Origin of the sequence: Bradyrhizobium zhengyangense (assembly GCF_022012555.1) — a bacterium.
Classification (GTDB): domain Bacteria; phylum Pseudomonadota; class Alphaproteobacteria; order Rhizobiales; family Xanthobacteraceae; genus Bradyrhizobium; species Bradyrhizobium zhengyangense.
Genome location: NZ_JAKLTZ010000009.1, coordinates 239,025 through 252,972, shown reverse-complemented (window position 1 = coordinate 252,972; position 13,948 = coordinate 239,025). Strand labels below are relative to the sequence as shown.

Below are 13,948 nucleotides of genomic sequence, written 5' to 3'. Positions count from 1 at the left end.
ATGTTGCGTCCCGATGCGTGTGGCCGGTTCTGTCAACAATCCCATTCAATCGACCAGACACGGAGACTTCCACGATGACAGGACACACCAAACAGGAGCCTCGCCTGGCGGGAGGCGAAGATGCGTCCCTCCGGGGCAAGGTTGCGATCGTAACGGGCGCAAGCCGAGGCATCGGTGCTGCCATTGCGCTCGAGCTCGCGCAAGCAGGCGTCGATTCCGTTATCGTCGCCCGGGATGAGGCCATGCTCAACAGCGTTGCCGAACGCGCACGATCATTTGGAACAAGGGTAGAGGTCGTTGCTGGCGACCTGCGAAACGTGGAAACCGTTTCCTGGACGATCGACCGGGCCTTGGCCGCTTTTCAGAAGATTGATATTCTTGTCAACAACGCCGGTGCGACCACGCGGGGGCACTTCCTGGAGCTGCCCGATAGTGATTGGGAGGATGGTTTCGGCCTAAAATTCTTTGGTGCAATGCGCCTCTGTCGGGCGGCCTGGCCTACACTTGTTCAGACGAGTGGATCCGTCGTGAATATCGCCGGTGCAGGCGGCCGAACACCCGACATCTATTTCGCTATCGGTTCGCCAGTGAATGCCGCACTCAATAGTTTCAGCAAATTCCTCGCCGAGCTTGGCATTAGGGACGGCGTGAGGGTCAATTGTATCAATCCCGGCTTGGTGAGGACAGACAGATTGACAAAGCGCCTGACGCTGGAGAGCCGCGAACGACGCATCGACCCTGCCGAAATGGAATATCAGCTCAGCCGCGAGTTGCGCATTGCGCGAATCGGCGAGCCTGAGGATATCGCGGCGCTGGTTAGATTTGTCTTGTCAGATCGCGGTCGTCTCCTGCAAGGGGCTGCTATCGATGCGGATGCAGGTCTGACAAAAACGCTTTAGATTCGCCTAACCGCGCAACTCTGGTTCGTCGGCCCCACTCAGGGAGAATGCCGAGGTTCAGGTCGCGCGTATAACCAGGGCTGGCACGCTCGGCTCTTCTGCTGGAAGTCCTCAATGTCGGCGACGAATCTTAGCGTTTGACCAATCTCGTCGAGGCCCTCTAGCAGCGTTGCGCGACGGGCAGTTGGAATGTTAAAAGCGATTGTCCTGTCGTTCGGTAATTCGATGGTGCAGCTTTCGAGATCCACCGACATCGTCGGATCGTTCGTGGTCGCCAGGTGGTGATGGATCTCATCAACCTCTGCCTGCGGTAACGTGACGAGTAGCAGCCCGTTCTTGAACGAGTTTTCGTAAAAAATGTCGCCAAAGGTGGGTGCAATCACGCAGCGAATACCGAACCGTACCAGGGCCCAAACCGCGAACTCGCGGGAGCTGCCACAACCAAAATTGGCTCCCGCAACAATAACTTTGCTCTTGCGAAAGGGGGCGCGGTTCAAGATAAAGTCCGGCACCTCTTGGCCTTGCAGATCATACCGCCAGATCGCAAACAGGCCTTCCCCCGGATTGCTCTTCAAGCTGCGTTGCCAAGCGACCGAAATGATCGCGTCTGTATCGATGTTAGGGCGCGGGAAACTGGCCGCGACACCCTCGACACGTGTGTATTTCTCCATACGAATTCTCCGGCGGCCTAGGTTAAGTACCTTCTGACGTCCGTTACCGCCCCGGCAATCGCAGCGGCGGCCACCGAGGCGGGACTGGCTAGGTGGGTGCGACTCTTTTGGCCTTGGCGCCCCTCGAAATTGCGGTTCGACGTAGAGATGCAACGCTTACCGGGTCCTACAAAGTCATCATTGATGGCGACGCACATGGAACATCCGGCCTCCCGCCACTCAAACCCAGCTTCCAGGAAGACTTTGTCGAGCCCCAGAGATTCAGCGGCATGTTTAACCTGCGCTGAGCCGGGTACCACAAGCGCGCGTACATGCGAAGCGACCTTGCGCCCCCGCACGACTTCGGCGGCAGCCTCTATATCGGAAAGGCGGCTGTTGGTGCATGAACCGATAAACGCCACGTCGACGGTGAGCCCTTCGAGAGACTGACCGGCCTCAAGACCGAGATAAGTCAGCGAACGGTCCATTGCGGCGCGACGCGCAAGGTCGTTAACCGCCGCGGGATCAGGAATCGGATCGCTGACGCTGCCAACATCCTCGGGGGTCGTCCCCCAGGTGACCTGCGGGCCGATGCTCGTGCAATCAACATCGACCTCTCGATCGAAAACCGCTTCTGGGTCGGTCGGGAGCGAACGCCAGTAAGCCAATGACTGTTCCCACATTTCTCCCTTGGGCGAATAAGGCAGATCGTGGAGATATTCGAATGTGACGTCATCGGCAGCTATAAGTCCAGCTCTCGCACCGAACTCGATCGACATATTGCAGATGGTTTGGCGTTCTTCTATCGACAAAGACCGTATGACGCTGCCGGCATATTCCACAGCGTAGCCACGTCCCGCCGCAACGCCGATCTGACCAATCAATCTCAAAATGAGATCCTTGGCGTATACCCCTCGGTTGAGCTTGCCTTCGAAATTGATACGCATGCGTTTCGGCCGCCGCTGGACGATTGTCTGGGTCGCGAGCACATGCTCCACCTCGCTGGTGCCAATGCCCCAAGCCCAACAACCAAGTCCTCCACACGTTGCCGTATGGCTGTCGCCGCATACCAGTGTTGTGCCGGGCAAGACGATGCCGAGCTCAGGTGCGATTACATGGACAATGCCTTGCCGAGGATCGTCAACATCAATGAGTTCAATCTTATGAGCCTGACAATTTTCACGTAACAGCTGCACGAATTCCCGACCACCAGCGAACGTCTCTCCCGTACGACCTTTCGCCGTGGAAAGGATGTGATCGACAACAGCATAGGTCAGTTCGGGATTACGGGTCTTGCGGCCAGCACGCTTCAAGCCCTCGAAGGCGGCAGCCGATGTGCATTCATGAACCATGTGCCGGTCCACATGAAGAAGAAACACGCCATCTTCAATCTCCCGGATAACATGCGACAGCCAGATCTTGTCGAACAGAGTTTCGCTGTTTGCCATGGCGCTAATCGACTTGTCCCAAGGGGCTTGAATTCTCACGAGGTGAGCGAGCCGTACACGAGCTTTGGGAAGTTAAGAACCTCGGACATTGCCCAATAGGAGAAAATTGCAAACACCCCTTTTGCCCGGCTAGCAAATCGATGCTGTGCGTCAGATGCGCTTAAGTACTCGCGGTCCACGCAAAATAGAACGATCGGCCTGCATCAGGCCTGCGCTATCTACAAGAGCAACTTTCTGGAAACGCGGAGCGAGCCAACGGGTATTGCCTGCGCAAACAACTACGCCGGGCACAACGATTGCAAGAGGCGAAAGCTGCCTATTGACGTCCGTTCGGATGATCTTCTTGGCGAGCCAAACCGAAAGGTTCCAATATAGGCTGATCGCTTGTCCGGAACAGAATCGATTTCTCATACGCAATATATTCGCACCACGACCAAGCCGGCTCTGCGATCACATCGCGCTCTGACCATTCGTGCTTGACGCCATCGATAATGGTGGCACCGCTTCCCTTCGCAACAACACAAAGACTACTCGATGTGCGTCGTCGTGCCTTCGAGTGGAAGCCTTTACGGAATCCGTTCACGTGACAGGCGATTGTCGGCATGACATGCCCACCCGTGATAGGATTTACGTATTCGTAAACGACACCCTCGTACGGGTCATCATCGTCGCGGTCCAGTCCGGCTTGTATCATTGCTTCGGCGGCAGCCCATTTGTACACCAACTGGGGCGAGGCCGGCGGTTGCGCGCGCGTCCGACCTTGTAGCATTCCGAGCGCGCCAATATCTTCGTAAGAGCCCACAGTATTGGTATAGGGTTCTAAGGATTTGCTAGGATGCATCTCGAAACAATCGGCTCGCATGTATGAAACGAATGGGGTATCGAGCGCATCGAACCAAACCATTGGCTCCGTCCCGCCATTGTGCGCGTGACTATGCCAGCACCCTCCAGGCGTGAGCAAAAGATCAAGCTCGTGCATATCCGCGCGCGTGCCATCGACGACCGTGAACGCACCACTTCCCGACAAGATGAAGCGCAGCGCTGAATAGGTGTGCCGGTGCGCCGGTGCGACTTCGCCAGGTAGGATCATCTGCAACGCGCCATTGAGCGTAGGCGTTGCTGCTGCGGACCGTGGCATCCCGGGATTCTCAAACAGAAGAATTCGGCGCTCAGTGCCCGGCCCGGCCAATGATGTCTTAACAGCTTCCTCGAACTCAGCGTGCAAGTCGCGCCACCGCCATACATGGCCGCGCGCCTTGTAGCCCATCTCTTCGGCGACCCCGCTGGTATTCCAGATGGGAATGATACTCAGCCGCTTCATACGATCGGCCCGCTCGGCTGTGGGATCGGCATGTTTCGGATCTGGCTGAGCCGTGCTGTTCGACATTTTGGTTCCTCAACTTTAGTTCGAGCTTGCCGCCACGCTGCGGTTGATTAGACCTGCCGGCTAGCATGAAATTGCAGGACGAGGACTGCGCCTCCTCTAATTTTTGGCTATGCGCGGTGATCGGAGCATTTCGTCCGCCGACCAATCGCCGGCCTCGATCAGGAGCGTCATTTCGCCAATATCCTGTACGCCAACGACGACGCGGTCGCCCGGTACAATTTCGGATACTCCTTCGGGAGTGCCGCTCATGATGATGTCGCCGGGATGAAGTGTATAATAGGCGGACGCGAACGCGATCAGCTTGGGAACCGACCATATGAGGTGTCGCGTATTCGATCGCTGCTTCTCCTTGCCGTTTATGCTCAGATAAAGGTCAAGAACCCCGGGATCGGGAATCTCATCTCGCGTAACCAACCAGGGTCCCAAGACGGAATAGGTGTCGATTGATTTCCGCAGGCTCCGCTCTTCGGGACCACGGACAACCGCGTCGACAGCAACGGCGTACCCAGCGACATACTGCAAGGCGTCTGCCTGCGGGATGTTGCGACCCCGTCGACCTATAACAACACCCAACTCGGCTTCGGGGTCGTGCCTTCGCGTCGGATCGCCCAGTCTGATCAGCGATCCCGGGCCCACTAGCGAACTATTGGCCTTCAAAAAAAGACCGGCTCTGTCGATCGTCTGAACCTCCGATCGGCCCTGCCGCAATTCTTGATTGTTCGTCCCCTCGTCGAGATGGAGCTGATAGTTGACAGGGGCAGCGATGATCTTAGACGGATTAGCGACGGGGCTATCAAGCCGAACCGAGCTCACGGGAATGCGTCGAGCGCGCCCGGCCAGCTCCTGTGCCTTGGCGATGACGCGGTCCAAATGCTCGATCATGATGTCGTGCTGCGGAAACGGCCACTTGAGGCTGGGCAGCACGTCCAGCGCCTCGGTAACGACGAGAATTTCGCCATCTCGCACGATACCAAGCTGATTTCCATCGAAACGACAGAGCCGCATATTATTCTCTCCTATCCAGATAGAGCGGTTAGGGCAGCCAAGCCGCCGGCTTATGCCCTAACCCTATGGCGTCGCCCCGACGTAAGTGTTGGAGTGGGCGTGGCGCCGAATCGCGCGAAAGAACTCGTCCGTCTCCGGCAGAAACTCGAACAGCGCAAAACTATGAATGCTATCGTCGAACAAGTGCAGTTCGGCATCTCCGCCCGCCGATTTAGCAGCAGCGACCAATGCACGAGCGTCGTCAGCGAGGGCTTCTCCACGCGCCGCAAAGACGCGCATCGGTGGTAGCCCGGCAAGATTTCCGCGAAGCGGCGAAATGGCGGGATCATCGGGCTCTCGGTCTTGGATGAACGCACCAGCCAAAGTCAGTAGTCGCCGCCGGGTCATCCAGGGCTCGGTTCGTCTATTGCCGTCGATACTGGCCGCCGTCAGCGTGAGATCGGCAAAGGGCGACAGGAGATAAAGGGCGGCGGGCCGAGTGACATTCTCGTGACGGAGCTTTGCGGCGAGACTTAAAGCAAGACCACCGCCCGAGCATTCGCCACTGACTGCAACTGGGTCTGCGCGCCGCGAAAGCCACGCAAAGGCCGCTCGCACATCCTCCTGCATTTGCATTGGCGTATGTTCCGGGACAAGTCGGAACTCGGGTACCAACGCCCAGCCACCGATCGCGCGCGCTAGACCAGCTGCAAGCAAAACCGAGCTCTTAGCCGAACCAAACACATATCCTCCCCCATGAAGATGAAGAACGGCAGGACCACTTTTCCCGCCGGGGGGAATGACGCATAACGCAGGCACCCCGTCGCAGTCGACGGTTTCTACCGACACATCCTCTGGCAACGCACATAGACTCGACATGAACCGCTCGTAAGCAGCCCGTTCGCTCATCCAGTCTTCATCTTCGAACTTGAGAGCATTCGACCAAAGATCGAACGCGCGGGCGGCGGCCGGCCGCGACGGCCGCACCAATGGACTGGCGTTAAACAGGTCGAATGGCTTGTTTGATTCGGCGACTTCATCATAGCCATAGAGCCACGCAAACCGCTCATACCCAGCTTGGTCGAGCTTCAGCATGCCCCGCCCCATCCGTCCGTAAGCCGCCTGACGCTCGGGTGCCTTTTCATGAAATGCCGTAAGATCGCCGCGACTTTGGTGAAGCAACCGAGTGGTCCGCGGCTTCCGCCGCGCTTGAAACTCGGAAAAAGCGGCTTCCAAGTTGCTCCCGCTCCGGTGCAAACAAGCCGCCAACGCCACCGAATCTTCGAGCGCCATCGCCGCACCGGAGCCGGATGTCGGCAGCACCGGGTGGGCCGCGTCGCCAATCAGAACTATTCGCCCGCGATGCCATTCTGGCAGGGGATAACGATAATTGATCGCCGTGATGAAAGCTTCGGTTACAGCCTCAGTGATCTCTCGGACGTCTTTGCAGGCGTCCTTAAATGAGGCGCGCAAATCCGCGACATCCCCAGCTGTGGCCCAGTCCTCACGATGGATCTCATCGGCAGGTACGTAGAAGGCTGCATAAAACTGTTTGCCGCGACGAATCGGATAGCAAACCACGTGGCGACCCGCACCGCTCCACACATTGGTATCCAATGTTAGCGCTTTGCTGAGAAGCGTCGTTGGTAGAACGGTCCGCCAGGCGAGGAGGCCCGTAGATATCGACTCGCTTTCTCCAAAAATTGCGCTTCGCACCTTGGAACGCAGGCCATCGGCTCCGATTAGGAGATCGCCAAGAACAGCCTCACCCCTCTCGAGAATGACGGTAACACTTCGATCATCTTGCTTCACATCGACAACAGAGCAGTTGAGCCGGATCTCCGTTCCGTCCAAATGTCTTGCAAGAGCGTCGATCAAATCGCGGCGATGCGTCTTGTAAAGCGGGGCGCCATACAGCTTGGCTCCCGCTTCGCCCAGTTGGGTGCGATTGCGTACCTCACCGCTCACCATATCATAAAATGTAATCGTCTCGGGCGGCTCATCCGAGCGCTTTATCTCCGCCGCAATGCCCAGCGATTCAAGAACGCGCATAGCATGAGGTCCAAGGACAACACCTGCTCCAACCTCGCTTAACTCCGCCGCTCGCTCGATGACGGTCACGTCGATGCCGTTACGACGCAAAGCAACCGCCGTAGCCAGTCCGGCCACTCCGGCTCCGACAATCAGGGCACGCATAGCCATCCTCCCGTAGTTGGACATCTGTGACCGATATCCTTTATTCGCAGGTTAAGCTCACCAGTCGTCGAACCGACCAGAGCGCTGCGGGTTAAGGCGAGCTTTCCGGGCTACTCACTGCCCGGTCAATCATCGACCTACGTCGCGCTGCCGCCTTGTCATTTTGGTAAACGTGTTTCCTATTCTGTCGTTTGTCAAGCAGCGCCCAGTCCTGGCGGCAAACCCCAAGCCAAACTCTTTCCGTCGCACAAGTATGCGGCGCAGTATTGTCCTATTCCGCTAGTCGCACCGATTGTAAGTTCCGGCGATACCCTCAAGCCCTGCGGCATGCATACGCCCGCCGCTACACAACTTTTGCTGACCTATGAAACAGCTGATCTCTCCTGTTCGGTGCAGCTTTCCACTATGCGGGGCCGTTCAAAGCGCACCGCCGCCACATAGCAGTGCGACGTGCACCAATCGATGCGACCCTGCTGCGAGCGAGGTTAAACAATAATGGCTGGCCGTCTGGCTGGACGTCACATTTTGATCTCGGGCGGCGGAAGCGGAATCGGCCATGCCACCGCCATGCGATGCGCCGAGGAAGGAGCGGTGGTGACTGTTGTCGGACGGCGGCTCGATTGCTTGAAAGAGGTCGCCAGGTTGACGCGAGGACACGCTATTGCGGCGGATCTTACCGACGAGGCGCAAGCATTTGCCGCGGTGAACGACGCCGCGGCCCTTATGGGCTGTCTCGATGGTATCATCAATTGCGTCGGCAATGCCGAGGCCGCTGTTCTAGAAGATATCGACTTAGCTCGTTGGGACGCGAGTCTTCGCACCAACCTTACGTCTCACTACCTGGTCTGCAGAGCAGCATTGCCACATCTTCGAAAGACTCGAGCAGCAGCCATCGTCAACGTGTCGGCACTGGCAGGTATACGACCCGGTGTAAGCAGCGCGGCGTACGGAGCCGCAAAGGCCGGCGTCATCCAATTTACCAAGACACTTGCTGCCCAGTTGGCGCCCGATATACGAGTGAACTGCGTCTGCCCGGGGGCCGTCGATACTGAGATGATGGACCGATTTTTGGCCGGAAAGTCAGCCTCGCAACAAGACGCTTTTCTGGCGAGGTACGCGCTGAGGCGGCTGGCAATTCCCCTAGAAATAGCAAATCTCTTGCTGTTCCTGGTCAGTTCGGAGGCTCAGTACATCACAGGCAGCAACTATGTCTGCGACGGAGGTCGGGCCTATCAGTGATAGGGAGGTCCTACCGAACGGAACTTGTCACCTGTCCAGTCGACACTGGATCATGACGGCTAGGCTAAGGCTGGCACGCTTGGATAAGGCGACCAGCCTAATTTGCAGATGAGATCGGGCCTAGACAGGCCCGCGATGGCTCGGTGTCGACAGAGCAGGCATGGCGCGCTGCCAAGCCCGCTCAGCCCTTTTGAAAGATCTGACAGTGCGAACCGCGGGTCGGACCGCTTGAACTAGGTCGGCAGCCGCGAATTCGCGGGGACGATCCGCGGCGGCCCCAGAGCGCCACGCTGGGTGCGCGGCTTCTTCACGAAGTCTGCAAACTCGGCATCGACGCCGTATGGCCAGCTGCGCTTGAGAGGGTCCTCCACTAACGTCGTCAGCCGACCGAGCCCCGTTATTTCCTGAACGATGGTATCGCCATGCTGCATCGGACCTAAACCCTGACGGTTGCAGCCTGTCGCGATTATATCGCCTGGGAAGAACGTATTGAACATCGAGGCCTTGTGAATGAGCGCCGGGATTCGATGGGCCATGTCACTTGTGTGGTAGTCCTGCCGTAGCTCGCCGTTGGCCCAAAGCCGGACCTGCAGATCGTGAGGGTCCCGCACTTCATCCTTTGTCACGACCAAGGGACCAAGAGGCGCAAACGTATCCCAATTCTTTTGCGTGAAAAATGACATCTGACCGTTCGACAATATGCCGCGTGCGGACCCGTCTTGAACGATCGTGTATCCAAAAACATAATCCAACGCTTCGCTCTCCGAGACGTCCTTGCAGGTCTTGCCTATGACCACGCCTAGTTCCAATTCGTGATGGACGATGGTCACTTCGACCTTAGGAAGAATCATTGTGTCGCCATCGCCAATGATCGCAGATGGCGATTTGTGAAAGAACTCAAGATCGCTGATATTGCCTTCGATCCCCTCTTTATAGTTCGCTGCGGCGCACAGAATTTTAGATGGTCGCGGCAGCGGCGCTCTCAGCCGCACTTCGGAGACTGGGCGGCCCTTCGTGCGCGACACGTAATCCTCCAAGAGCGGCCGGTAGGTCGCCCAGTTAGTCATCAGACCTTCCATCAGGTATTGAGGCCCGCATTTCGCGAGCGCGGAAACCGGCTTTGTGATGTCGACAATTTCATTCTCTTTGATTGCCCCGGGTATGAACTCGTTGAACAAAGCTAGTTTCATCGAAGTACTCCTCGCATCCCGCTGAAAGCCGCCGCCTAAGGTGCATAAACCAAGGCGCATCCGACGCTGCACGTCGCGACCGACGCAATGTCACTAGGCGTCAAACCCACCAATCAAAATAGTATGGAATTTTGCAAGCGCTGGAACAGCGCAATTTTTTACTCGAATTGCACAGCGAAGCACCGAATACTCTGATGTAAAGCATGGCAGGTCGGGGCTTGCATGACGGTAAGGAGAGCGGCCTCGGAAAGGCGACCGGACCGTAGCTCGCGGCCAAGTCTCTGACGGGAGGGGAGTGAAGGAGCGAGCCCGCCACCTGCGCTCGGCTTCACCTCGTCTGCGGCCATTGGCTTCCATGACCGAATGTGGACGCTGCGGCGCGGCGTGTCGAGCGGCAAGCCAATGATTGGACTTCCACAACATTCGTCCAACTGCTGGCTCTTGCGAGACCAATGCTCCTAAGTTGGCGGCTCGGCTAGGCCGCCCAGGCGCCGCGAAGCTGCTTGCGCGGCGGCGCGGAGCTTCTTTTGAAGTGCAGGTTCGCTATTGATGGACGAACCATGGACTGACCCAAAAAACGTGAGGGCCATTGGCACACGGCCGCGATGATCGAAAATCGGCGCTGCTGTGGTTTCCAATCCTAGTCTGATGACTGTGGGAAATACGGGGTCGAGCAGACCATTGCGTTGCTGCGATGGAACCGATGCTGAGAGACCGAACTCGCGAACCGCCGCACACATGCGCGTCACGTCCTGGCGCCGAATCTGCTGTTCGGGGTTCTCGCGATTCCACACGGCAAGCTCTTGCTTCACCAGCGGGGCAATTTCCCCTCCCTCGCGATAGGCCATGAGCACGCGCCCGGTTGCCGACCATAAGAGCGGGAGCACGCGGCCTTCGTCGATCCGGAAATGATAGCCCAAGCGTCCGGATTGCCAACGCACCACCGTCGGACCAAATGAGCCCCAAACGGAGAGATGTCCGTCAAAGCCGGTCTCCTCACTGAAGGCGACGAGCGCATCCACGCCGATCCGAATGTGATCCAATTGACCGAGGGCAACCAATCCTAATTCGACAACGGCTTGCCCCAAAGCGTAATGGCCTGATCTGACGTCCTGCTCCATAAAGCCCGCCGCGAGCAGGCTTGACAAATACCTATGAGCCCGGCTCGGGCTGAGTCCGCTGACGGTGGCAACATCCTTAAGCGGAAGCGGCCGGCGCTCCTTCGCGATCGCCTGTAGCATTGATAGACCAACGAGCATGGCACGGATGCCGTTGCCGGCCTCTTCCCCGTCCTCCCGTTCACGCAGCGGCATTCCCTTTGACCGGAGCCTGCCGCCAGCTGGAAGGCCCTTAGCTTTTTTCGGATCCGAGCGGAGGTTCTTTTTTCGGGCCATGTCTTTGATAGCGGTGGCTGCGCCGTGGTTCGGATCAAGATCGTTATTCGGTTCCGTGCCGTGCTTCAAGCGGCGGTCGGTTGAGACTTGGGGAGCGAGTGGCTAAAAGCCCGAGAGAAACTAACCGGCCGCTGGGCTGTTTCAAGCGCCAGGCACAACTGGGCAGCCTATCAAGATTACTGCCGGCTGAATGGCCGTGTGAGAGCGCAAACTTTGGTAGCTCCTCTGCTGGAGTAGCCGATCTGGAAGCGCAAAAGAGCCGATGTCGCCCTGCGCGGTGGCAGGTTTTGCTAGGCTACGTCGGATCAACAAACCGGACCGATGATCGTGACAGCGACGATATCGCGGGCCGTGCCGAGCCTGGAAGGACACGAACCGACGTCACGAACGTCGCACGTAGAAGGCGCCCCAGCCAAGGCCGAGCGTCACGGCTATGGCCGAGCCCAACAACACGCCCAATTTTGCTGCCCTTAAAAAACCTTCACTGGAGAAGGCCAGCATCGAGATGAAGATGGACATGGTGAAGCCGATGCCCGCTAGCAGTCCGACGAGAAAGACGCCGCCCCAAGAAACCCCGGGAGCAAGGCAGCAGAACCCCGATCGTACGGCGATCCAGGCCGCTCCGAAAATGCCAAGCGGCTTTCCCACTATCAAAGCAAGTGCGGTGCCCATCGTCACCAGCAGGCCGGCAGCGGGTAGATCCGCGCCCTTTATGCTGACCCCCGAATTCGCCAGCGCAAACATTGGCATCACTCCGTAAGCTACCCACGGATGAAGTACCATCTGCACGCGCGACGCGGGCGGCAAAATCTCACGGTGAGCTATGCGAAGGTCGCGCAACGGCTGCTGCAACAAATGCAGATCTCCTGTTTTCATCGCATCGCCAGTTTTCAACTGTCCGAGCGCTTGCGACGCCACCTCCAGCGGAGGTTCTCGCATCGCTATGGGGCGAGCCGGAGTCATCAACCCGAGCACCACTCCAGCAAGTGTTGGGTGGACCCCGGCAACGAACAATCCGACCCAAACCAACAAACCTGGCACCACATATGGCGATGCCGCACCGATCCCCATCCGCTGGAATCCCAAGACCCCGAGAACGCCAACGGCTGCGATAGCAAGGCCGCCTAATTGCAGAGTTTCGGTGTAAAAGACGGCGATGATCAAAATCGCAATGATGTCGTCGATGATCGCTAGAGCGAGTAGGAACACTCGCACATTGACCGGGATTCTTCGTCCAAGCAGGGCGAGGACGCCAACAGCAAAGGCGATGTCCGTCGCGGTCGGCACGGCCCAGCCGTGTCCCCGAGCAGCATCATTGTTGAGGCTTAGATAGATAAGCGCGGGAACGAGGACGCCACCGGCCGAAGCAATCAGCGGCAGAACGGCCTGGTCAAAGCGGCTCAGTGCGCCCTCATGAACCTCCCGCCGAATCTCCATGCCCACAACAAGGAAGAAGACGGTCATCAATGCGTCATTCACCCAGAAATGCAGCGACTGGGAAAAGACGTACTCACCAAGGCCAATGGTGACAGGGAGAGTCCAAAAGAGGTGGTAACTCGGGGCCGCGGTCGAATTCGCCCAGATCAAGGCCGCGGCTGCTGCAACGAGAAGCACCGCGCCGCTTACTGCCTCAATATGCAGAAATCGGTTAAGTGTGTTCGCAGCCTGTTCTGCCAATCGCTGAGCTGTCGGAAGATCGCCGAATTTAGGATCGTGGTTCATAGGCGCAGATCGTCCGCGTGGCGGCCCGACCATCGCGTTACCTGACGCCGCCCCAATGCAGCGAACACCCATGCGTCCCTATACAGGGTAATGGTGGCAATTCAACGTCGGGACGAGACCCTGGAACAAGGGCCAGCGGCAGATGGCTGTAAACTGCCGAGGGTCTTCATTTTGACTGTGCTCTAGATGCCTTGGCTGGCTCAGTGGCGCGCGACAATTCGCCGGCCAATTTTCGATAGGCTTCCATAGCCGTCAGCTTCAGGTCGCGCGAGAGTCGAATGGCAGATAGCAGGCAGAATTGGCGATGATTGCTCTGTGCCGGCTCCGGCAAACGGAAACGATCAACAAAATCGACCAAGTGTAGGTTGATGGCCGCTATCTCTCCTTCAACGAGCTCGATTTGCCGGTTGAGCACGGCCACAGCTTCACTGGGCGGAAGCAACCGCAATGCCGCCATCTTTACGCTGAACTCGTCCCGGACAGGCACATGGGTCGGACCTTTTCTCGCCCACTCCTTGAGAGCTTCGAGGCCGCGCTCCGTAACCTCGTAGACCTTCTTGTCCGGTTTGCTTTCCTGCGCAATGTCCTCGAACGTGACATAGCCGTGTTCCGCTAGCAGCTGCAGCGTCGGATAGACTTGGCTGTGCTTGGCCTCCCACATGTAATTGCGCGGGGGGCCCATCAATTGAGTCAGCTCATAACCGGTATGAGGATGGTGGGCCAAGCTCGTCAGAATGACATAACCAAGCGTCGGAATTGCTGGAGGAGTTGCCGCAGGGGCCTTCCGTTTTACGGTCGTCTTCTTCTTCGCCATCGCTAGTTCCAAGCTCGCCTAATCT

11 protein-coding genes are annotated in these 13,948 nt (G+C 57.8%); 2 read left to right on the top strand and 9 right to left on the bottom strand.

The annotated features are described in order from the left end of the window. Positions 1 to 74 precede the first annotated feature (74 nt). Positions 75 to 899: an SDR family NAD(P)-dependent oxidoreductase gene (locus tag L6639_RS29680; protein ID WP_128929988.1), complete on the top strand. Its 825-nt coding sequence runs from the start codon at positions 75 to 77 to the stop codon at positions 897 to 899. A gap of 38 nt (positions 900 to 937) precedes the next feature. On the opposite strand, the gene leuD is transcribed toward L6639_RS29680, so the two are convergent. The 5 genes from leuD to L6639_RS29655 all read right to left on the bottom strand — a co-directional run bounded on the left by leuD (position 938) and on the right by L6639_RS29655 (position 7,564). Next, complete coding sequence (gene leuD / locus L6639_RS29675) at positions 938 to 1,570, bottom strand: 3-isopropylmalate dehydratase small subunit (protein WP_128929989.1); 633 nt, start codon at positions 1,568 to 1,570, stop codon at positions 938 to 940. Positions 1,571 to 1,587: 17 nt separating this feature from the next. After that, positions 1,588 to 2,997 (bottom strand): 3-isopropylmalate dehydratase large subunit, encoded by a 1,410-nt coding sequence (gene leuC, locus L6639_RS29670; protein ID WP_128929990.1) that lies wholly within the window; start codon positions 2,995 to 2,997, stop codon positions 1,588 to 1,590. A gap of 316 nt (positions 2,998 to 3,313) precedes the next feature. Further along, positions 3,314 to 4,384, bottom strand: a complete 1,071-nt coding sequence (locus tag L6639_RS29665; protein ID WP_128929991.1) for a cupin domain-containing protein — start codon at positions 4,382 to 4,384, stop codon at positions 3,314 to 3,316. A gap of 96 nt (positions 4,385 to 4,480) precedes the next feature. Continuing rightward, entirely contained in the window at positions 4,481 to 5,389 is a 909-nt protein-coding gene (locus L6639_RS29660) for a fumarylacetoacetate hydrolase family protein (protein WP_128929992.1), read from the bottom strand. A 63-nt stretch (positions 5,390 to 5,452) separates the two neighbouring features. Then, complete coding sequence (locus tag L6639_RS29655; RefSeq protein WP_164933583.1) at positions 5,453 to 7,564, bottom strand: FAD-dependent monooxygenase; 2,112 nt, start codon at positions 7,562 to 7,564, stop codon at positions 5,453 to 5,455. A 495-nt stretch (positions 7,565 to 8,059) separates the two neighbouring features. Between L6639_RS29655 and L6639_RS29650 the strand changes: the two genes are divergently transcribed. Next, entirely contained in the window at positions 8,060 to 8,803 is a 744-nt protein-coding gene (locus L6639_RS29650; RefSeq protein ID WP_128929994.1) for an SDR family NAD(P)-dependent oxidoreductase, read from the top strand. Positions 8,804 to 9,036: 233 nt separating this feature from the next. Here the strand turns inward: L6639_RS29650 and L6639_RS29645 are convergent, their stop codons facing one another. The 4 genes from L6639_RS29645 to L6639_RS29630 form a co-directional block, all read right to left on the bottom strand. After that, positions 9,037 to 9,993 (bottom strand): fumarylacetoacetate hydrolase family protein, encoded by a 957-nt coding sequence (locus tag L6639_RS29645; RefSeq protein WP_164933584.1) that lies wholly within the window; start codon positions 9,991 to 9,993, stop codon positions 9,037 to 9,039. 458 nt (positions 9,994 to 10,451) lie between these two features. Continuing rightward, positions 10,452 to 11,456, bottom strand: a complete 1,005-nt coding sequence (locus L6639_RS29640; RefSeq protein WP_128929996.1) for an IclR family transcriptional regulator — start codon at positions 11,454 to 11,456, stop codon at positions 10,452 to 10,454. Positions 11,457 to 11,768: 312 nt separating this feature from the next. Beyond that, a complete protein-coding gene (nhaA, locus tag L6639_RS29635; protein ID WP_128929997.1) occupies positions 11,769 to 13,109 on the bottom strand; it encodes a Na+/H+ antiporter NhaA in 1,341 nt (446 codons plus the stop codon). 166 nt (positions 13,110 to 13,275) lie between these two features. Continuing rightward, positions 13,276 to 13,923 carry a PadR family transcriptional regulator gene (locus L6639_RS29630; protein ID WP_128929998.1) on the bottom strand — a complete coding sequence of 216 codons (648 nt, stop codon included), beginning with the start codon at positions 13,921 to 13,923 and terminating at the stop codon, positions 13,276 to 13,278. Between the last annotated feature and the right edge of the window lie 25 nt (positions 13,924 to 13,948).